Source organism: Oceanospirillum multiglobuliferum (assembly GCF_900167095.1).
GTDB lineage: Bacteria > Pseudomonadota > Gammaproteobacteria > Pseudomonadales > Halomonadaceae > Oceanospirillum > Oceanospirillum multiglobuliferum.
On record NZ_FUXG01000006.1, the window covers coordinates 62,412 to 81,966 of the forward strand.

19 protein-coding genes are annotated in these 19,555 nt (G+C 47.3%); 7 read left to right on the forward strand and 12 right to left on the reverse strand.

Annotated features, from left to right (window positions below; translation table 11 throughout):
- The first annotated feature begins 60 nt into the window (after window positions 1-60).
- Both dapF and B5D26_RS05945 read left to right on the forward strand, forming a co-directional pair.
- Window positions 61-891, forward strand: a complete 831-nt coding sequence (gene dapF / locus B5D26_RS05940) for a diaminopimelate epimerase (protein WP_078744814.1) — start codon at window positions 61-63, stop codon at window positions 889-891.
- Window positions 888-1,643, forward strand: a complete 756-nt coding sequence (locus B5D26_RS05945) for a DUF484 family protein (RefSeq protein ID WP_078744815.1) — start codon at window positions 888-890, stop codon at window positions 1,641-1,643. Before dapF ends, B5D26_RS05945 begins: the two co-directional genes overlap by 4 nt.
- A gap of 27 nt (window positions 1,644-1,670) precedes the next feature.
- Here the strand turns inward: B5D26_RS05945 and B5D26_RS05950 are convergent, their stop codons facing one another.
- Complete coding sequence (locus tag B5D26_RS05950) at window positions 1,671-2,330, reverse strand: class I SAM-dependent methyltransferase (protein ID WP_078744816.1); 660 nt, start codon at window positions 2,328-2,330, stop codon at window positions 1,671-1,673.
- 51 nt (window positions 2,331-2,381) lie between these two features.
- Here B5D26_RS05950 and B5D26_RS05955 point away from each other — a divergent pair, with 51 nt between their 5' ends.
- Window positions 2,382-4,586, forward strand: a complete 2,205-nt coding sequence (locus B5D26_RS05955) for a sensor histidine kinase (protein WP_078744817.1) — start codon at window positions 2,382-2,384, stop codon at window positions 4,584-4,586.
- 33 nt (window positions 4,587-4,619) lie between these two features.
- Here the strand turns inward: B5D26_RS05955 and B5D26_RS05960 are convergent, their stop codons facing one another.
- The 3 genes from B5D26_RS05960 to B5D26_RS05970 all read right to left on the reverse strand — a co-directional run bounded on the left by B5D26_RS05960 (window position 4,620) and on the right by B5D26_RS05970 (window position 7,315).
- Window positions 4,620-5,192 (reverse strand): LPP20 family lipoprotein, encoded by a 573-nt coding sequence (locus tag B5D26_RS05960; RefSeq protein ID WP_078744818.1) that lies wholly within the window; start codon window positions 5,190-5,192, stop codon window positions 4,620-4,622.
- 131 nt (window positions 5,193-5,323) lie between these two features.
- Window positions 5,324-6,553, reverse strand: a complete 1,230-nt coding sequence (gene serA, locus B5D26_RS05965) for a phosphoglycerate dehydrogenase (RefSeq protein WP_078744819.1) — start codon at window positions 6,551-6,553, stop codon at window positions 5,324-5,326.
- 393 nt (window positions 6,554-6,946) lie between these two features.
- On the reverse strand, window positions 6,947-7,315 hold the full coding sequence (locus tag B5D26_RS05970; RefSeq protein WP_200810621.1) for an MGMT family protein: 369 nt from the start codon (window positions 7,313-7,315) through the stop codon (window positions 6,947-6,949).
- A 103-nt stretch (window positions 7,316-7,418) separates the two neighbouring features.
- Between B5D26_RS05970 and B5D26_RS05975 the strand changes: the two genes are divergently transcribed.
- The 4 genes from B5D26_RS05975 (at window position 7,419) to B5D26_RS05990 (ending at window position 11,484) form a co-directional block, all read left to right on the forward strand.
- Window positions 7,419-8,402, forward strand: a complete 984-nt coding sequence (locus B5D26_RS05975; RefSeq protein ID WP_078744820.1) for an ABC transporter substrate-binding protein — start codon at window positions 7,419-7,421, stop codon at window positions 8,400-8,402.
- Window positions 8,403-8,489: 87 nt separating this feature from the next.
- A complete protein-coding gene (locus tag B5D26_RS05980; protein ID WP_200810622.1) occupies window positions 8,490-9,386 on the forward strand; it encodes an ABC transporter permease in 897 nt (298 codons plus the stop codon).
- Window positions 9,383-10,177 (forward strand): ABC transporter ATP-binding protein, encoded by a 795-nt coding sequence (locus B5D26_RS05985; protein ID WP_078744822.1) that lies wholly within the window; start codon window positions 9,383-9,385, stop codon window positions 10,175-10,177. Before B5D26_RS05980 ends, B5D26_RS05985 begins: the two co-directional genes overlap by 4 nt.
- A 389-nt stretch (window positions 10,178-10,566) precedes the next feature.
- The gene (locus B5D26_RS05990) at window positions 10,567-11,484 is read left to right on the forward strand and encodes a DMT family transporter (RefSeq protein ID WP_078744823.1); all 918 of its coding nucleotides are present in this window, start codon (window positions 10,567-10,569) and stop codon (window positions 11,482-11,484) included.
- A gap of 59 nt (window positions 11,485-11,543) precedes the next feature.
- Here the strand turns inward: B5D26_RS05990 and aroE are convergent, their stop codons facing one another.
- The 8 genes from aroE to B5D26_RS06030 form a co-directional block, all read right to left on the reverse strand.
- Window positions 11,544-12,374, reverse strand: a complete 831-nt coding sequence (gene aroE / locus B5D26_RS05995) for a shikimate dehydrogenase (protein WP_327196250.1) — start codon at window positions 12,372-12,374, stop codon at window positions 11,544-11,546.
- A 55-nt stretch (window positions 12,375-12,429) separates the two neighbouring features.
- On the reverse strand, window positions 12,430-13,095 hold the full coding sequence (locus tag B5D26_RS06000; protein ID WP_078744825.1) for a DsbA family protein: 666 nt from the start codon (window positions 13,093-13,095) through the stop codon (window positions 12,430-12,432).
- Window positions 13,096-13,134: 39 nt separating this feature from the next.
- The gene (hemF, locus tag B5D26_RS06005; RefSeq protein ID WP_078744826.1) at window positions 13,135-14,043 is read right to left on the reverse strand and encodes an oxygen-dependent coproporphyrinogen oxidase; all 909 of its coding nucleotides are present in this window, start codon (window positions 14,041-14,043) and stop codon (window positions 13,135-13,137) included.
- 191 nt (window positions 14,044-14,234) lie between these two features.
- The gene (locus B5D26_RS06010; RefSeq protein WP_078744827.1) at window positions 14,235-14,789 is read right to left on the reverse strand and encodes an L-threonylcarbamoyladenylate synthase type 1 TsaC; all 555 of its coding nucleotides are present in this window, start codon (window positions 14,787-14,789) and stop codon (window positions 14,235-14,237) included.
- Between the two features lie 165 nt (window positions 14,790-14,954).
- Window positions 14,955-16,253, reverse strand: a complete 1,299-nt coding sequence (dcm, locus tag B5D26_RS06015) for a DNA (cytosine-5-)-methyltransferase (RefSeq protein WP_078744828.1) — start codon at window positions 16,251-16,253, stop codon at window positions 14,955-14,957.
- 66 nt (window positions 16,254-16,319) lie between these two features.
- On the reverse strand, window positions 16,320-17,036 hold the full coding sequence (locus tag B5D26_RS06020) for a PmeII family type II restriction endonuclease (protein WP_200810623.1): 717 nt from the start codon (window positions 17,034-17,036) through the stop codon (window positions 16,320-16,322).
- Between the two features lie 119 nt (window positions 17,037-17,155).
- A complete protein-coding gene (gene dprA, locus B5D26_RS06025) occupies window positions 17,156-18,391 on the reverse strand; it encodes a DNA-processing protein DprA (RefSeq protein ID WP_078744829.1) in 1,236 nt (411 codons plus the stop codon).
- 56 nt (window positions 18,392-18,447) lie between these two features.
- Entirely contained in the window at window positions 18,448-19,533 is a 1,086-nt protein-coding gene (locus B5D26_RS06030) for a LysM peptidoglycan-binding domain-containing protein (RefSeq protein ID WP_078744830.1), read from the reverse strand.
- Window positions 19,534-19,555: the final 22 nt, after the last annotated feature.

The window sequence follows — 19,555 nt, forward strand, 5'->3', positions numbered from 1 at the left end:
CTCGGACTCAGCACAGATCAAGGGCGGCTGCGAGCAAAGTGGTCGCCCGAGGAGCGTTCAATGCTACTGAAATTTACCAAAATGCATGGGCTGGGCAACGACTTTATGGTGGTTGATCTGGTCTCTCAGCGCGCCAAACTGTTTCCTGATCAAGTACGCGCATTGGCTGATCGGAACTTTGGCATCGGCTTCGATCAACTCTTAGTTGTAGAAGCACCCAACAATCCTGAGATGGATTTCTGCTATCGTATTTTTAATGCCGATGGCAGCGAAGTGGAGCAATGTGGCAACGGTGCCCGTTGTTTTGCACGTTTTGTTTATGACAAACACCTGACCAACAAACAGATCATTAAAGTGGAAACCGCAGGCGGCAATATCGAACTGCGTTTAACCGAAGATGGTGGTGTGACGGTGGATATGGGCGCGCCTAAGCTGGTGCCAGAACAGATTCCGTTTCAAGCGCCAGAGCAAGCAGACAGCTACAGCCTTGAGGTTGACGGCCAAACCTATCAAATTGGTGCGGTGTCGATGGGCAACCCTCATGCGGTACTGGTGGTGGACGATGTTGACCAAGCGCCTGTTGAGCAGTTAGGGGCGAAGATCGAAGTGCATCCACGCTTTCCGAACCGGGTCAACGTGGGCTTTATGCAGATCATCAGCCGCAGCGAAGTGCGCCTGCGGGTGTTTGAACGGGGCGCTGGGGAAACTTTAGCCTGTGGCACAGGGGCTTGCGCTGCGGTTGTTGCGGGTCGGGTGCAAGGTCTGCTCGATGAGAACGTGCAAGTACACTTGCCCGGTGGCACCTTAAAAATCCATTGGCAGGGTAAAGGACAACCCGTCATGATGACAGGCCCCGCAACCCGTGTTTTTGAAGGACAGATCTATCTATGAGTGATATTCCAGACGATCTTCACAGTGCATCGAGTTTGCTGGGGGAGGGCGCTATTTCCTCTGCTCCCGTGAATGCCAAACAGGTGGCGCGCTATTTGGCGCAAAACCCCCACTTTTTTCAGCAGCATGAGGCGTTACTGCGTCAACTGACGTTGCCACACCCAACAGGTAAGGCGGTGTCGTTGGTTGAACGACAACTGGTGTTGTTACGTGAGCGTTTGGCTGACCGTGAAGATCATCTGGAAGACCTGTTAGACACCGCACGTCATAACGACATGCAACTCAGTCGCACCCGTCGTTTGATCATCGCACTGATGGACAGCCAAGACCTGCATGAACTGGCGGCGACTTTAAATGAGCAGCTCGTGAACAGCTTTGGCACTGAACATACCCGATTAGTGTTACTGGAATCGGCTGCCCAGACCGATTTTGTTAACACGTCAACACTGGTGATCAAGCCTGATTTTGAGTTACTGGTGCTGCTGCAAAACTTGGTCGGACGCAACCGTTCGTTCTGCTCCACCGTAAGCGCCAAGCAGTTAGAGCTGCTGTTTGAACACAGTGTGATTTCAGACGGTTCAGCGGCAGTAGTGCCGCTTAATCGAGGTGGCGTAAAAGGCTATCTGGTGTTGGGCAGTGAAAATCCCCAATATTTCCGTGCAGAGATGGGCACTGAGCTGACCGAATATGTGGCGGATGTCATTGTAAGGCTTCTACCACACCTCTCATCAGGCGCTTCCCCTGTCGTCTGACCAATGACCTCCCCCGAACGGGTGCAACTATTGCGCCCGTTTTTGTAAAACCACCACATCCTGATCGATCAACTCAAGCTGCAACCCGTAATGGTCAGCCATCCACTGGAAACTTTGGTCGGCATAAAAGCTGATATGGGTGGGGTCATTCTTATAATGCCAACCTGAAAAATGCGCTGGCGCAACCAAACGTTTGGTCATCACCCCCAAATAACCTTCGGGTTTTAATAAGCTCAGCAGTTGTTCTATGATCAGATGGGGGGCAGATAGGTGCTCGAACACCTCTGTACTGGTGATAAAGTCATAGGACTCTGTTAACACCTCTGGTTGATTGGCAAAGTAAGGGTCAAAGATCTTCATCTGATAGCCGCGCTCTTGCAACATCACCGAAAGTGTGGGGCCTGGCCCTGAGCCAAAATCTAAGCCTTTAGCCCCTTTGGCGACACGCTGCTGCATCGGCAATGCCATGCGATCTAGAAAGCGACGATAACCCTGATCATTAGGGTCGTTCTCGTGAAAACCATAAAAGGCTTTTTCCTCCTCATGGCTGAGCTGTTCCGCCTTTGCCACGAAGACCAGCGCACAGACGGCACATTGCCAGTAATGACGTTTTGGGTCTTTGAAAAAAAGAGTGGTGGCACTGTGCTGACACAATGGGCACTGAGGAGATAGAGATTGAGAAGACAAGCGCGATAACCTATTACTTAAAGGGTGGCTAAAATAATCAGGGATTCTGGCGTGTTGAATAAATATATCAACTCAATTGCAGCAAAAACCATGCTTCAGGTTGCAGCCCTAATCGCGGTCGTCATCGCTGTAGGTAGCAGCATTGCTTTTCTACACTTCAAAGAAAAGGCCGAAGTACTCTATCTTGCCCAAATAAAACAATATGTTGCTGAACGCAGTGCCAGAGAAAGACAAATATTTGAGCAGGTAGAGTCAAACCTGCATTTAGTAAAAGAACGTTTTTCTGTGCTGCTACAGCGTCCGAAACCACCTGAATATTTGCATAACTTTGAGCGCTACTTTTCTCGTTTAGAGGATGGTTCTTGGCGAAACAAAGCTGAATATTCTAACTGGCATGAGCATGCAGGAGTGTTTATTGATGATGAAACCGTGCTTACCGATGAGCTGAAATATCGTAGTTTACTATTCTTTGATCTGGCACGTCAGTTTGGTGCTGCATGGCATAAACAATCTCCTAACCTTTATTTGATTGGCCAAGAAAATTTTATCTCTGTGTATTGGCCGGAGGTCAGTTGGTCGAATTTTGTCGAGACCGATATCAAATTCATCGAACAACCTTATTACTTTCACCCAAGAGAAAACAACCCTGGGCTAAAGCCACAATGGAGCGAAGTCTATTTTGACCAAGTTTCTAAAAAATGGATGGTCAGCGGTATTGCACCTTTAATGCATGAGGGGCAACAGATCGGCACGGTCGGTCAGGATGTGCTGATCTATGACATAATACAACGCACTTTGAATGAACGTTTTACAGGCGCATTCAACTTTATTTTTTCCCGCAACGGCCACCTCATCGCACATCCCAAACTGATGAGAGAGATCTATGATTCCGGTGGACAGTTTAAAGTCTCTGACTCAGAAGATCAGATGCTAAGGCTTGCATTTGAGCAAGTGCAATATAAGCCCCTAGGGCACTATATTGTTGATATGCCAGAAAGTGACTTTTACCTCGCCATAAGCCATATACCAGAGCCTGACTGGTATATAGTCGCAGCCTATCCAAGACAATCTATCGAAGAGCAAGCCTTTAAAAGCTCTGAATTTGTTTTGCAGATCAGCTTTATTTCACTACTGCTTGAGCTAGCCATCGTTTATCTGCTGTTATCTTGGCAAGTTGGGAAGCCTTTGCGCGAGTTCACTTATGCGATTCACAAAGTAGCCGACGGTGAACGTAATATCTTTTTAGATACGCAACGCAAGGATGAGTTGGGAGGTTTAGCCAAAAGCTTTTTAAGTATGCAGCGAGTGATACAAGATCATGAGCACCTTCTTACCCAAGAGATTCGCCAGAAAGATAAAGCTCAAATAGAAGCTGAACAGGCCCGTGATGCACTTAAAGAAGCCAATGACAAACTTGAGCTTAGAGTACAGCAGCGTACAGAAACTTTACGTGCCACCAATATCGAGCTAGAAACAACTCTTACACAGTTGAAACAAGCTCAGCAGCAATTAGTTGAAGCTGAGAAAATGTCATCTCTTGGCGGCTTGGTAGCAGGGGTTGCCCATGAAATTAATACCCCAATCGGAGTTTGCTTAACTGCTGCTAGTAGTATGCAAGAAGAGCTAAAACGTTTACGCCAGCTTTATCAAAGCAAACAGATGACCGAGCAAGATTTCAACCACTTCCTAGATTACAACACCGATGCTTTAGAGATATTGGTGAGTAATAACCTCAGAGCCTCTAAACTGATCCAAAGCTTTAAACAAGTAGCGGTTGATCAGAGTAGTGAAGAGCGGCGACGCTTCACGCTATGCGCTTATATTCGAGAAATTTTGTTCTCATTGCAGCCCGTACTGAAAAAGTCTCAGCACCGTATCGAAGTAAAAGGTGATGAGCTGATTGAGCTAGAATCCTATCCGGGGGCACTAGCGCAGGTGATCACCAATCTGGTAATGAACGCGGTGATACATGCATTCGAAAAGGTCGACAAGGGCATAATCAAAATAGAGATCAGCTTGTTAGACTCAAACCAGATTCAGCTGGTGTTCAGCGACAACGGCTGCGGAATGAGCAAAGAAGGTGTACAGAAAATATTTGAGCCTTTCTATACCACTAAGCGCGGCGCTGGGGGCAGCGGGCTAGGCTCTCATCTGGTGTATAACTTAGTCACCGGACAGATGAAGGGCTTGATCCGTTGTGAAAGCGAACAAGGCAAAGGCACAACCTTTACGATCACCTTACCGCAGAAGGTATAGGCCGAGGTGGCTCAGCCTATACCTTTTACTCGCTTAACGTAAGGACTCTTCCATCTCTTGCTGCGCTTTGTAGGCGCGAAACTCTTCATACATTGCCCGTTCAGAAGTTGGACTCATCTCCGCTTTGGCGGCATTCATGGCGTTATCAAAAATCGCTTTGGTTTCTTGCTGACCAAAACCGACCATAACGCAGTATTGGTTTTTGTCATTAATCTTGAAGTAGCCGCTTTCCAGCACCTTAGTACCGCGCAGATTTTGTTCTGTGACCTGCTTTGAAACGCTCTCAAATGTAGAACCAGAGGTCATCTCTTGTTCGCTTTCTGTCACACGTTGATAGGTTTTATCCATCGCTTTAATACGTGACTCAATGGATTGGGCGATCATGGCACGGGCGTTGGCGGTGGCGCGTTTCTTATCCAGCGTCATGTTGCCACTGGAGCTGACGCAGGCACTTTCAGCAATGCCATCGGCCACAACAGGTTTATCAATCCATGAGGGGTAAGTCGGTACGGCAACTTGCTCTTCTTCAGGCGTGCTACTGCAAGCACTCAAACCCAATACTAAAACGCTTGTTAAAGCAGCAGTAGACAATAGATGCTTTTTCATAATGAACTCCAAATCCTTGATCTGTCATGGCTCTAATTGCAATCTGTTCAGGGTATCAAAAAAGCCAATCTGCCAACATAAAAAAACCCAGCGTTTGACGGCTGGGCTTTGATCGGTCAATAAAGACTCGGTTAGAACAGTACACGTACACGCAAGGTGTTTTTCACCGAGCGCAGTGCCTGTAGCGCTTGTGCGCTGTACTCTTTATCCACATCCACTACCACATAACCCACTTTCTCGTTGGTTTGCAGGTATTGGCCGATAATGTTCACACCGTTGTCTGACAATACTTTGTTCACATTAGACAATACACCCGGTACGTTTTCGTGCAGGTGCAGTAAACGATGCTTACCAGGGTGAGAAGGCAATGCCACTTCTGGGAAGTTCACTGCGCTGGTGGTGGTGCCGTTGTCACTGTACTTCACCAGCTTCTCAGCCACTTCAATACCTATATTCTCTTGCGCTTCCATCGTTGAACCACCTACGTGAGGGGTCAGGATGACGTTGTCAAAAGCGCGTAGCGGTGAGATGAACTCGTCATCGTTAGAGCGTGGCTCTACTGGGAATACGTCAATTGCCGCGCCCAATAGTTTGCCCGACTCTAAAGTCGCTGCTAAGGCGTCAATATCAACAACAGTGCCGCGTGCCGCGTTGATGAAGATTGAACCTTGTTTCATTTCAGCAAACTGCTCAGGGCCCATCATCCACTTAGTGGCTTCAGTCTCAGGTACGTGCAAAGACACGATATCGGCTCTGTTGAGCAGTTCGTTCATGGTGCCAACTTGAGAGGCATTGCCCAGTGGTAGTTTAGTGATCACATCAAAGTAGATCACTTTCATACCCAGAGATTCGGCTAGTACAGACAGTTGAGAACCGATACTGCCGTAACCAATGATACCCAGCGTTTTACCACGAATTTCGAAAGAATTTTTCGCAGTTTTCTGCCAGCCACCACGGTGACATACCGCGTTTTTCTCAGGCACGCCGCGCAATAACATGATGGACTCAGCCAATACCAACTCTGCAACTGAGCGAGTATTGGAGTAAGGCGCATTAAAGACCACTACACCGCGGATCATGGCCGCTTTCAGGTCAACTTGGTTGGTGCCGATGCAGAAGCAACCCACTGCAACCAGTTTCTCTGCTGCGTCGAAGATCTCTTCTGTCAGTTGAGTGCGCGAACGAATACCAACGAAGTGAGCGTCTTTGATCGACTCTTTTAACTCTGCTTCAGGTAGGGATGCGGTGTGATACTCGATATTGGTGTAACCCGCTGCTTTGAAACTGTCGACGGCAGACTGGTGCACACCTTCCAGTAACAGAATTTTGATCTTGCTCTTATCAAGAGACGTAGTAGCCATTTTGCTGGAATCCTCTAACGGTCACGGCCTGTTGCCGATCTGAGATGTAAGCTGTAGCGAACCATCTATTGTTGTTGGAGATTCACACCGCTTATCAATTCGATAAGCCGATGGGGTAGCCGTGCATCTTTTGCCTAATGGGTGGTTAGGCCGCACAAGCTGATGAATCTAAGGCCAAGTCACAACAGGGGCGCTATGGTAACACAACGAATTGTAATATCCGTTCCAGATTTACTCACTTTAAGATGAATAAGATTCATCAATTAAAGGGGTAAAAATGAAGTAATTTTCAATAAATGGCGTGTTTTTCATGCAAATAAAGCTTAAAAATCAATAAAGTAGACTTTTGTCTAGTGCGCTTTTGGCTTAAAAATTTCTGCCTGAAAATATGGCTTAAGTCTCTGAATTTGAAATTTTTTTACAAAATTTCTCAGGTTGTGTGTCGGTTGTTGAAAGAGACTCTGGCCAAACTTTGTCTTTGGGTAGACGGCCTTTTTGATCAAATAGCAAACCCTCTGCCCGTAAACGGGCTTGTTGTTCAGCACAGTGACCAAAAGTAGAGGCTTTAAATTGGCTATTCACGACCCGATGCCAAGGCAAAGTAGAACCTGCTGGCAGTTGTGCTAAGACTCTCGCCACTTGCCGCGCATGGGTTTCAGGAAGTAGCGCTGCGATACGTCCATAAGTGCTAAACCGCCCTTCGGGGATCTGCGCCACCATACTGGTGATTAAAACCTGCTTAGGTATTGGACTATCGTTCACGATTTCTCCAAAAAATTGTACTAACTTGGCCTATATTAGCAGGTTGAATTGTCGATATTGGCTGCTTATGCGGTATAGTTGCTCTTTTTTCGGGGGGATTTGTATGCTGTTCAATTCTAAACTGCGCCAGCTGTTGGCTGGCTCTGTACTTGCTGCGGCAAGTCTAACGGCTGCGCCATTGGTATTGGCGGCTGAAACCGTCTCTGTAGCGATCACTCAGATTGTAGAACACCCTGCATTGGATGCCATTCGCCAAGGGGTTAAAGATGAGTTAGCCGAGCGTGGTTATGTGGAAGGGCAAAACCTAAAATGGAACTACGAAAGCGCACAAGGCAGCCCTGCAACTGCGGCTCAGATTGCCAAAAAGTTTGCTGGTGATGCCCCTAATGTGATCGTGGCCATCACGACACCTTCTGCACAAACCGCAGTGTCAGCGGCCCGTGGTATTCCGGTGGTGTTCTCTGCGGTAACTGATCCTGTTGGTGCCAAACTGGTTAAAGGGTTAGATCAGCCGACACGCTGGGTAACGGGCACAACCGATATGCTGCCAATGGGCAAACATATGGATCTGGTCAAACAGATTGTACCCAGTGCCAAAACTGTGGGCGTGATCTTTAATCCGGGTGAAGCGAACTCGGTCAGCTCCGTACAACAAGTACATGACCAAGCCCCTGCCCGTGGTTTAAAAGTGGTTGAAGCTGCTGCGACAAAATCAGCCGATGTGTTGGCCGCTGCTCGTTCACTGGTCGGCAAAGTGGATGTGATCTATCTGCCGATCGACAACACCGTCATCTCTGCCCTTGAAGCGGTACTGAAAGTCGCAGAGCAAGCGGATATTCCAGTGATCGCAGGGGACACGGATTCTGTCAACCGTGGTGCAATCGCTGCGGTGGGCTTTAACTACTATCAAGTGGGTCGCCAAACCGGTGTGATGGTGGAACGCATTTTAAAAGGCGAATCCCCTAAAAATATGCCCGTTGAAGGCGTGGAAAAAATGGAGTTATTCCTAAACCCTAAAGCGGCAGAGCGTATGGGTATTACCTTATCTCCTGAACTGCTACAGCAAGCCAAGCAGATTGTTGACTAAACCCAGCCTAAACTTTGTGAGTGACGATCTGCGATTACCGTAGATTGTCCTTACACAGATCAACCCGATGACTGAAGTGAAATCATAGTGAGTGCAATAGCCTTTTTTGGTGCCATCGAATCTGGACTGCTGTTTGGTCTAGTGGCGTTTGGGGTGTTTATCGCCTTTCGCATCTTGGACTTTCCCGACCTGACCGTAGACGGTAGTTTCCCCCTTGGCGCTGCGGTAGCCGCGACTCTAATTGTATTGGGTTGGAATCCTTGGTTGGCCACTGCAATGGCCATTGCGGCAGGGTTTGCCGCGGGCGCACTCACCGCATGGTTGAACGTACGTTTGCAGATTATGAACTTGCTGGCGTCTATTCTGACGATGATAGCGCTTTACTCCATCAACCTACGCATTATGGGTAAACCCAACGTAGCCTTGTTAGGTGATGAAACCATCTTTACCCCGATGGACAACTGGGATCTACCTTATTATCTGTCAGCCCCGTTGCTGATCAGCGCGGTTGTATTGGTGGTGTTTGTTTTGCTGGTGCGCTTTATGACCTCTGAAACAGGTCTTGCCATGCGCGCCACCGGAGTGAACAGCAAAATGGCACGGGCGAACGGTATTCACACGGGGCGTTTAACCATTTTGGGCGTAGCACTGGCCAATGGTTTGGTTGGGTTAGCGGGTGCATTATTTGCCCAAAGCCAAGGCACGGCAGATGTGACGATGGGCGTAGGCACCATCGTCGTTGGCTTGGCAGCGGTGATTGGCGGCGAGGCAATTTTGTCGACTCGTACTATCGCCCGTTGGATTTTTGCCTGTTTAATTGGCGCAGTGTTATACCGCTTAGTAATCGCTTTAGCTCTGAATGCCGATTGGATTGGCCTAAAAGCGCAAGACCTTAACCTGATTACCGCCGTGTTAGTGACCTTAGCGATTGTGGCACCCAAGATGAAACAAAACTTATCTAAACGCCGCCGAGGTGCCCAATGATTCAAGTTGAACAGCTACACCTCACCTTTGGCGCAGGTACACCACTGGAAAATCACGCCCTTCGAGGGATAAACCTGAGTATTCCAGAAGGCCAGTTTGTTACTGTTATTGGGAGTAATGGCGCAGGTAAATCCACCTTCCTAAACTCGTTGGCGGGGGAGGTGATTGCAGACCAAGGCCAGATCTTTATCGATGAACAAGATGTAACCCTCTGGCCAACTAACAAGCGTGCGGGATTAGTGGCGCGGGTGTTTCAAGATCCCCTCGCGGGCACCTGCGAAGCGCTGAGCATTGAAGAGAACATGGCGCTGGCGCTGAAACGTGGGCAAAGCCGAGGCTTGAGTCGTTCCATTCGTAGCGAATATCGAGAATTATTCCGCGAGCGTCTCAGTCGTTTGGGTTTAGGTCTAGAACAGCGCTTGGGTGATCGCATGGGACTGCTGTCTGGCGGTCAACGTCAAGCAGTCAGCTTGCTAATGGCCACCCTACAGCCGATGAAAATTTTGCTACTAGATGAGCATACCGCTGCTCTTGATCCTAAAACAGCTGCCTTTGTTTTAGAGCTCACCCGCAGCATTATCGAAGAACAAAATCTAACGGCACTGATGGTGACACACTCTATGCGCCAAGCCTTAGACGTGGGCGATAGAACCCTGATGTTGCACGAAGGCAATATCGCGTTTGACGTGCAAGGCGACGAACGGAAAGGGCTAGACGTGCCGGACTTACTTGCGCTGTTCTCGCGCAACAAAGGCGAAGAGTTGAGTGACGACAGCTTGTTGCTTGGTTAATCACGAATAGATGAAATGCAGTATGTGCCTGTGACTATTAGGTTGATTGGCTTATTTTGAGCCAATCATCACCTTGATTAAATATTTTCAATTGAGTCCTCAAAATCACCTTGTTATTTTAAAACAAAGTCACTTAGTATAACCCATCACCTTTTTACGTTATAAGCCACTATATAGGCTCTCTACGAGAGAATAAAACTATGTTTTTTATGCCAAAACCTAACTTTTCTACTGCTTATCTATGGCGACCAGCACTACGCTGTGTAGCTGTAGCGTTATGGTATTGGCGATAAAACCTGAGTCATTGGTAACTCTTGAAAGGTCGCTCACTGTAGCGGCCTTTTTTATTAGGGCTGCTGCATTTTCAATGCTCGATAAGGAAATAAGAAATGTCTGTCCCTATAGCTTATGGATTAACGGTTTTAATCTGGTCAACGACACCACTTGCGATTGTGATTAGCAATGAGTCTTTACCACCGCTCATGGCGGCTTTTCTACGTATGGGGATTGCCGCACTGGCAGGTTTGGTTTTACTGCGCGTGATGCGCCTGCCGCTACATTGGCGCTGGCCGCAATTGCGTGCTTATTTAGCATCGGTTGTCGGGGTGTTTGGCGCCATGGGTGCGACTTATCTTGCCGCACAATGGATTCCATCGGGGCTAATCTCAGTTCTATTTGGTTTAACCACCATTATGACAGGCGCTTTAGGACACTTCTTTTTGCCTTCTGGAAAAATGAGTGTAAAACAGTGGCTTGCAGCACTCATGGGTGTAGGTGGACTAGCGGTAGTATTCACTGATCAACTGGTGATTACAGGGCAAGGTATTTACGGCATTTTGTTAGCATTATTCGCGGTATTACTATTTAGCATCAGTAATATTTTAATGAAGCACTTTGGTAATAATCTGCACCCATTACAGCAAACCGTTGGTACTTTAATCTGTTCTCTACCGCTTTATGCTCTTAGCATATTGTTGACGGGCACAACGCTGTACTGGGAAAACGTGGGCAGTCATAGCATTGCTGCCGTGCTTTACCTTGCGATATTAGGTTCACTGGTTGGCTTTATTGCCTACTTCCATTTAATTGCAAAACTACCCCCTGCAATTGTGGCGCTTATTACCCTAATTACTCCGGTAATGGCGCTATTTTTGGGTAGCCAGCTTTATGGTGAAACCGTGACCGCTGAAATGCTGATAGGCGCAGGCATTATTTTATTGAGCCTGCTGTTTTTCATGAGCGATCACTTTTTGCGCTTATGGAAAGAGTATTCAGCTGGTCGGAAGCTCACAAACCTAAATCCCTAGACCTGCTGTTAGTTTAAGTTTGAGCCTGTTTCAGGCTCAAACAACTTTCAAAAAAATAGTTAACTATTCAGTGCAGCGCGCAATTCGGCAATTACAAGTTGTGTATTTGGTTTCACTCCGCGCCAAATTTGAAAGGCTTCTGCGGCTTGCTCGACTAACATCCCCAAACCATCAATGGCTTGAACCGCACCATGCGCCACTGCCCAACGGTTGAATACGGTTTGCGCTTTGCCATACATCATGTCGTAACAAGCGGCACCTTGCGCCAACAGTTGATCCGGTAAAGGTGGCAGCTCTCCCGCAAGACTGGCAGCCGTACCGTTGATGACCAAATCAAACTGTTGGCCTTCTAGCTCATCAAAACCACAGGCGCTGATTGAGCCAAACTCAGCAAAGAGTGGCACCAGCTCCTGTGCTTTGCTGAGGGTACGGTTGGCGATCACCAGTTGCGCGGGATGCTCGGCCAAGATCGGTTCAATCACCCCTCGCACCGCGCCCCCAGCACCTAAAATTAAGATGCGTTTGTCTTTTAAGCTGAGGTTGTGGTTGTGGATAAGATCACGCACTAGGCCGATACCATCGGTTGTGTCGCCATGTACCACACCCTGCGCATCTTGCCATAGGGTATTCACCGCACCCGCCCGCTGCGCACGCGGAGTCAGTTGTTCTGCCAATGCAAAAGCCTCTTGCTTGAAGGGAACGGTGACATTCGCGCCACGCCCCTGCTGCTGCAAAAACTGCTGAAAACTCTCGGCAAATTGATCCACAGGCGCCAACAAAGCTTCATACGTCAGCGCTTGCTGAGTTTGTTCGGCAAAGCGCTGATGAATGGCGGGTGATTTACTATGGGCAATGGGATTGCCAAACACGGCATAACGGTCGGTCATCATCAGGCTCCTCGGTGGTGCGGTTACAAATCAGGGTGTGGATAACATAACGTGGAGGTTAATCGGCACAAATCTCCGCCACCAGCGGCGTAAGCTGTGCAATCAGCTGTTCGGGCTGTTGATAAAATTGTTCATGGGGTAGCTTTTGATAACGCCCACGATATTTTATCGCTAAGGTTGGATAACCTTGGCCTTCGGCGGCGGTCAGCATGTTGTGGCCTTGGAAGAATAAGCTTTCAGTTTCAGCACTCCAGTTTTCAGGCTGAGCCAGTAATGCCGCTAAAGATTGCGGATCATCCAGTAAGCCCTCTGCGGCACCGAGTAATACCTCAGGCTCAGTCAAGGTAAAGCCTTCAACGTAGTGTTGATGCTGTAAACGTTTGATCAAGTCTAAGGTTTTGTTCATGTCGCCCTGTAAGATCAGCTCGCGAATCGCAAGAGCGGCAGGACGAGAGTCTAGGGCGCTATCCGGTTGTTGAATCAGTGCCTTGAAACCATCACCAAACGGCTGCCCCGTGAGCTGCTCGATACGCTGACAAGCCGACAAGATATGCTCCCGAAAGCGAGGCCCTAACACCCGTGATTCTGGCATTAAGCCCCCCACATAGACTTGCCATTGTATCTGGTCGCCAAAAGCGTTTCGCATCTGGTCGATGATGGGTGCAGCGGCATAACACCAACCACACAGCGGGTCCATAATATAGGCGATCTGTACTTGAGCCATTGCGAGCCTCATACCAAAAAATTAATTCATTAAACCGCGTTAAACCCATTCACGATGGGGTAAAAATTTGTCATACAGCTCTGCCTCTGCGCTGCCAGACTCTGGCTGATACGCATAATCCCAGTGCACAACAGGTGGCAATGACATCAAAATCGACTCGGTACGGCCACCGGACTGCAAGCCAAACAGCGTGCCACGGTCAAACACCAAATTGAACTCCACATAACGACCACGACGGTAGCATTGGAATTTTTTCTCACGCTCACCAAAGGCGGTATCTTTGCGACGATTCACAATCGGTTGATAAGCCGACACATAGCTGTCGCCCACCGCACGGATAAACTCAAAGCAGCGCTCAAAGCCCCACTCGTTTAAATCATCAAAGAACAGGCCACCCACACCACGGGCTTCATCACGGTGTTTAAGATAGAAATACTCGTCACACCATTTTTTGTAACGCGGATACACTTCAGCACCAAAAGGCTCACAGGTGGCTTTGGCCACTTGGTGCCAGTCGATGCAGTCTTGTTCAAAACCGTAATAAGGGGTTAGGTCATAGCCACCCCCCACCCACCACACTGGAGCTTCGCCCTCTTTTTCAGCGACGAAAATGCGTACATTCATATGAGAGGTGGGCACATAAGGGTTATTGGGGTGCATCACCAGTGACACGCCAGCAGCTTGGAAGCTGCGACCTGCTAACTCTGGACGTACCGCGGTGGCGCTGGCTGGCAGTTGTCCACCAAACACATGGGAGAAGTTCACGCCCCCTTTTTCAAACACGGCACCGTTGGTGATCAAGCGTGTTCGGCCACCCCCGCCCTGCTCACGCTGCCAACTGTCTTCCACAAAATTTGCCTGACCATCTTCAGCAGCCAACGCTGCACAGATGCGATCTTGTAAGTCCAGCAGGTAGCGTTTTACCGCATCAAAATCCACTGTGTTCATTATTCGCTCCAGCTGTAGGCGAGAAAAAGCATCTATGACATCGCCTGAAAAAGTTGCGGCAAATACTAGGTTTTATTCAGGCCAGTGACAATGTTTTGATCAGGATGAGCGGCGTAAGAAAGGAGGGACTACTGAGCCAACAGCCCCTTAAGACGGTTATCAGGTGATTGGTGAAGGGGGGAGAGATCCTATTATGGTCGGATCACGTCACCGGTCAGCAGGTTGCGAATGGTGCTGGGTTGCGCAAGACCACCCAGTTCACCTGAGAGCACATAATCAAGCTGGTCAGGAAAATAACGTGCAATATCGGCTTCTGACAGCGCGGGCGGTTCTCCCGCAGGATTGGCAGAGGTGGAGATAATAGGGCCACCAAAAGCCTGACACAAAGCTTGCACCAGAGGATGTGCGGTCACTCGAATCGCCACAAGGGGATGCTGACCTTTCACCAAAGCAGGCACACGTTCAGAAGGCGGTACTAACCAAGTGTTCGGCCCCGGCCAAGTGTCGGCCAAGCGCTGCTGCTGTTCGGGGTTTAAAGGCGCAATCAGGTCTTGTACTTGAGAAAAGTCGGCGGCAATCAGAATCACCCCTTTATTGGGATGACGTGCCTTTATATTGAGCAATCGCTGCATTGCTTCCGCATTAAAAGGATCGCAACCTACTCCCCAAACCGCCTCAGTTGGATAAGCGATTACGCCGCCCTGTTGCAGGGATTGCACCGCGTGCTGAATGGAATCGTTTAACATTGGCTCTCTTCTGTCATGCTGATCAACGCTCTGCCTTGAGCCTGTGTGCTGTCAAATCCGCTCGGACGTTACCCAAGCCCGTTTTAAGATGCAAGGTGTAAGGAAAAGTTCAGTGGTAATGATTTCTAGGACTTGAATTGAAGATCATCTATGACCATCCAACTTTTATACTACAAAAGCCATTTGCTCATTTTTCTTGCATTCTCTCTTGAGAGGGACAGATGACCTATCCAGTTTCTCGATATCATTAAGCAAGTTAATTAAAGACCTACCAACTGCATAAGCTAAATTAACAGGAACCGCATTACCTATTTGCTTGTATTGAGCAGTAAGTGGGCCAGAAAACATCCAATCATCAGGGAACGTCTGAATTCTTGCATACTCTCTTACTGTGAGTGGCCGCGTTTCCTCTGGGTGACATCTTTCTGTTTGCTTCTGTGCAGGAGCACAAGTCAATGTAAGACTAGGTTCATCCCATGACAACCGCCTTGCCATTCCTGTTTTCCCTCCTCCTAGAAAATAGCTTTTCTTCATATACTCCCTTTGTAAATCATCAGGAAGGTCTCGCCAATATCCACCTTGAGGTACGTTAGAAAGAATTTCAGCTTTTCTTTGAGGATAAGTTTGGCCTGCTGACTTAGGGACATCGGTATCAAATAGATCACCTTTCTTTAGCGCATCCCGCATAGTCATTATTCTTGTGAACGGAGACGGCCAATTGAACTTCACAAAAGGTGCTAAATCTTTTCGAATACCTATCAAAAACAGCCTTTCTCTTTTTTGAGGGACTTGATAGAAAACAGCCTTGAGAACTCTAGGGTCGACAAGCTCATAGCCTATTTCATCTATAACATTGATGATAGATTCAAGTGTTTTACCATTTTCATGTTTGAGCAAACCTCGAACATTTTCAGCAATAATTACTTTTGGATTGGTTTCTTTTACTGCTCTAGCAAATTCAAAGAAGAGAGTACCGCGAGTATCCTCAAAACCTAGTTTTTTACCTGCATAAGAAAAAGCTTGGCAGGGGAAGCCTCCCGATAAAATATCAATCTTGTCTTTATATTCTGTAAAGTCAACATTCGTGATATCGCCTTCTACAACATTCCATTTTGGGCGATTATTGCGCAAGGTATTGCAAGCATGCTTATCAAACTCATTCAACAATACAGATTCAAATCCTGCCTTTTCCATACCAAGTGCTAATCCTCCTGCTCCTGCAAAAAGCTCAACCAATTTATACTTTCTCATTGCTTCTATTGAAGCTTCATCGTCCCATTTACTGTTAAATAAAACTTGAGCTTGTTCAAAACGCTCAATCTGTGATCGATGGTATACGCGATAGTTATTATCGGGATGCCTTTGCGGAACAAGAGTTCCGTTACTGTCCCAACGTCTTAAAGTCTCTTTAGAAATACTCAATATATCAGCCACTTGAGCTATAGAGTAATAATCAGGAATCATTTGCATACTGCCTTAAACATTGGTCATGGTTACAACTGTATGCAAAATCATATTTTCTGTCAAACCTTATTCATGGTTACTTATTGACTTAATTTCATCTGTTGCTGCTAACGCCTTGATGACATCATCAAACTCTTTACTAAAATCAGTTTCTGTGGCAACAGAAGCTATAGCCGCAAGTAAATCATCATAGAAGTTAAAATCACCTGTTAAGCGATGCCAAAAATCTTGACCTATATACACAGGGTAGTGGTAGTTTTTCGTTATTTTTTTATAGAAATTACTAAGATCATCAGGCTTTCCATAAATCACACCAACTATTAAATCCTGATGAGCTATACGAAGGTTATTCGTTCTTGATAGATGAATAACATCAGTAAAATGACCAGCTATAGTTTCGACATCATCCTTATTAATTGTGTTTGGCCCAGATTTTAATTGGCAGTATTTTCTATACCCATCTGTCTGATCAATAAATTCGATATCAATACCATTGGTCGTACTGCCAAACGTGCCTAGAACGTCACTCGTAAACTTTTGAATACCTGTGCCGAAAATCGTTGTAACTGAAGTACCTAAAACCCTAGGATATAACAACGCTTTAGCAATACTCTCTGGACTAGAGTTACCTGTCAAAAAATTGGCCAGATATACAGCCGTAAAATGGTTAATATTAAACTCTTTCGGATTTATAAGTTTCTCTGTATTTGCTATATGAGACTTAGCAAAACTATCTTTAAACCATTCCTTTGCATCCAAAAGAATTTTGTTCTTATCCAACATATTAATCATCCATAGTTAAATTTGTGCACTTTATCTGAAAATAATAGATAGTTAAATCCTAACTAAAACCAACTATTACCTCCTGATAAATTAAAGCATACTACTATTGCTTAAGTCGTTCACTGTAACTGATAACCCGTTGCCTTTTGCTGAATCACTCCTTGTAGCTCTAACAGCATCAGTTGCTGGCTAACGAAAGCTGCATCTAAGTTGGTGGCAAGAATAACAGTGTCCACACTGACTGCGCCTTCAAAGATCGCCTGCACGATTTGATACTGTTCTGGCGTCGCGAAGCGGCTTGGGTCAGGCTGCTGTGTTTTTTGTTTTTGTGCAGTTGCCTCGCCTAAAGCGGCAGTAGAAACGGCTGACTCGGATAGCAACGACAGCTGTTGACGCTTAGGAGTACTGGCTTTGGCTGTACTGCGGTTGTAGGTCGGTAGTTGCTGATCAATTTGTAACCAGTGCTGTAACTCTTCATGAATATCCATAATGGTTTCGGTCAGTTTTGCACCTTGTTTAATCAGTTGATGGCAGCCTTTGTTTTGCGCTTGATGAATAGAGCCGGGAATGGCGAATACTTCTCGCCCTTGCTCACTGGCCAAACGGGCACTGATTAAAGAGCCGCTTTTCAGTGCGGCTTCCACTACCAAAACCCCCACACTTAAACCGCTGACGATACGATTGCGACGCGGAAAGTGTGCCGCTTTAGGCGCAGTACCCAAAGGATACTCACTGATCAATAAGCCCTGCTCGGTAATGTGCTGAGCTAATCGGCTGTTTTTTGCGGGATAGATTTGATCTAAACCTGTCCCTAAAACAGCGATGGTATGACCTTGTGCATTCAACGCACCTTGATGAGCAGCGGCATCTATACCTTCAGCCAAGCCGCTGGTGATGGTCCAACCCAGTTCGGCCAACGCGCCAGCAAACTGGCTGGCATCGTTAAGCCCCATTGCTGTGGCATGACGCGCCCCCACTATGGCGATTTGCGGTTGTGATAACAGTGAGACATGACCCGCACCTTGCAACACAATGGGCGGATCTCCAATTTGAGTCAGCCAATCAGGGTAGTGCGCGCTGCCATAAGCAATCAGATGACGTTGTGGCTGCTCTAGCCAAAGTAAGAGCCGATCTCTTTCTGGCCAAGGGCAAGTGAGCGGCTGTTCAACTTGCTGTTGCAGCTTTTTAATATCCCCTAAGCGCGGGACGCGGGACAATAGGCTGAGCAGATCCGGCCAAAAATTCTTATCTGCCAAATCACACTGTTCCAGCACTTGCTGAAAGCGAACTGGGCCAAAGCCTGAAAGCTGCTGTAGGGCGAAGAGGCGCAATTGTTGTTCTAGGCTGTTGTGCATAAAAGGACTCCTTGTCCGCTGGGCTTATCCGTTAAGCTTGATTGCTATCAAGAAGATTACTCAGGGGAGATCAGCCAATCACCCACGGTAATAGGTTTACTGGCTTCTAGCACCAAGGCATAGCTGATCTGTTTAAAGGTGCGAAATACCATTACCGTGCCCGTTACTTCTGTAGGTAGTACTAGGTTTTCTTGTGTGTGTTCATCTTTAACGGGGATACGCTGCTGTTCAATTTTCAAGATATTACCCGGCACTAAACGCTGTAGTTTTCCTGCACTTAAGGCGATTACGCTGTTTTTACCGCCGTAACTCATCCCGCCCATAATGGAAACAATTTCAGCCTTTATCTGCCGAGAGGGGGCTTGTGGGTAGAAGGTTGCAGGGGTATTACCTTTGTCATTCAGAGTCAGTATATCGTTATTGCGAATCTCTTCTCTGGCTTGTAATACGCGCATGGCGGCAATACCTTCCGCAGCTTGAAAAGACTCTAACTGCGCGGCACCAATATATTGCATCTCAACGCCTAACCACTGTGTTGAGTTTTTTTGTTGAGACGTTGTTTTATATTCTTGCTGGCTGCGATAGATCAAATAACGACTACCCAGCTGTACGGATGTTAAACCTCGAACATAAACGAGGTTGCCAGTCCCCACCACCAAACGGTCATCCTCTGCACCCACCACATAAGCACTGGCCGCTAGCTCTTCTGGGCTGAATACTTGATGGCTTTCAATAAATGCGTCTATTTTTTGCTGGGGAATAGGTGGAATGGCTTGGCGCAATCCTGACACTCGCATACCGGGAGATAATTTAACCACGCCGCCTTCACCTTCTACTTGTAAGCGTGCTGTGCCCTTATCATCAAAGATCAGTCGCAGTTCATCACCGGGATAAATTTTGTCGGGATCAATAATCTGAGGGTTCTCATGCCATAGCTGCGGCCACAACCAAGGTTCGTTTAAAAAACGATTGGCTAAATCCCATAAGGTATCACCCGTTTGCACAAGATAGCGTTCAGGGGCATCTGCTTTTATGGTTAAAGACTGAGCATGTAGCGGTAACGCCACCATTGATAAAAGTGCCAGCAGCCCAACCAATGGTCGGCATTGTGCGAAATACTGAGCAAAGAAGCGCGGAATCATCGCGATATTTATCCCTAAACAA

What these genes read in the sequence shown, in the direction of transcription:
- dapF (WP_078744814.1), top strand. Translation starts at nt 61, where the DNA reads ATGCTACTGAAATTTACCAAAATGCATGGGCTGGGCAACGACTTTATG.
- hemF (WP_078744826.1), bottom strand. Translation starts at nt 14,043, where the DNA reads ATGAACACAGTGGATTTTGATGCGGTAAAACGCTACCTGCTGGACTTA.
- B5D26_RS06030 (WP_078744830.1), bottom strand. Translation starts at nt 19,533, where the DNA reads ATGATTCCGCGCTTCTTTGCTCAGTATTTCGCACAATGCCGACCATTG.
- B5D26_RS06000 (WP_078744825.1), bottom strand. Translation starts at nt 13,095, where the DNA reads ATGGCTCAAGTACAGATCGCCTATATTATGGACCCGCTGTGTGGTTGG.
- B5D26_RS05990 (WP_078744823.1), top strand. Translation starts at nt 10,567, where the DNA reads ATGTCTGTCCCTATAGCTTATGGATTAACGGTTTTAATCTGGTCAACG.
- dprA (WP_078744829.1), bottom strand. Translation starts at nt 18,391, where the DNA reads ATGCACAACAGCCTAGAACAACAATTGCGCCTCTTCGCCCTACAGCAG.
- serA (WP_078744819.1), bottom strand. Translation starts at nt 6,553, where the DNA reads ATGGCTACTACGTCTCTTGATAAGAGCAAGATCAAAATTCTGTTACTG.
- dcm (WP_078744828.1), bottom strand. Translation starts at nt 16,253, where the DNA reads ATGATTCCTGATTATTACTCTATAGCTCAAGTGGCTGATATATTGAGT.
- B5D26_RS05960 (WP_078744818.1), bottom strand. Translation starts at nt 5,192, where the DNA reads ATGAAAAAGCATCTATTGTCTACTGCTGCTTTAACAAGCGTTTTAGTA.
- aroE (WP_327196250.1), bottom strand. Translation starts at nt 12,374, where the DNA reads ATGATGACCGACCGTTATGCCGTGTTTGGCAATCCCATTGCCCATAGT.
- B5D26_RS05945 (WP_078744815.1), top strand. Translation starts at nt 888, where the DNA reads ATGAGTGATATTCCAGACGATCTTCACAGTGCATCGAGTTTGCTGGGG.
- B5D26_RS06010 (WP_078744827.1), bottom strand. Translation starts at nt 14,789, where the DNA reads ATGTTAAACGATTCCATTCAGCACGCGGTGCAATCCCTGCAACAGGGC.
- B5D26_RS05975 (WP_078744820.1), top strand. Translation starts at nt 7,419, where the DNA reads ATGCTGTTCAATTCTAAACTGCGCCAGCTGTTGGCTGGCTCTGTACTT.
- B5D26_RS06020 (WP_200810623.1), bottom strand. Translation starts at nt 17,036, where the DNA reads ATGTTGGATAAGAACAAAATTCTTTTGGATGCAAAGGAATGGTTTAAA.
- B5D26_RS05985 (WP_078744822.1), top strand. Translation starts at nt 9,383, where the DNA reads ATGATTCAAGTTGAACAGCTACACCTCACCTTTGGCGCAGGTACACCA.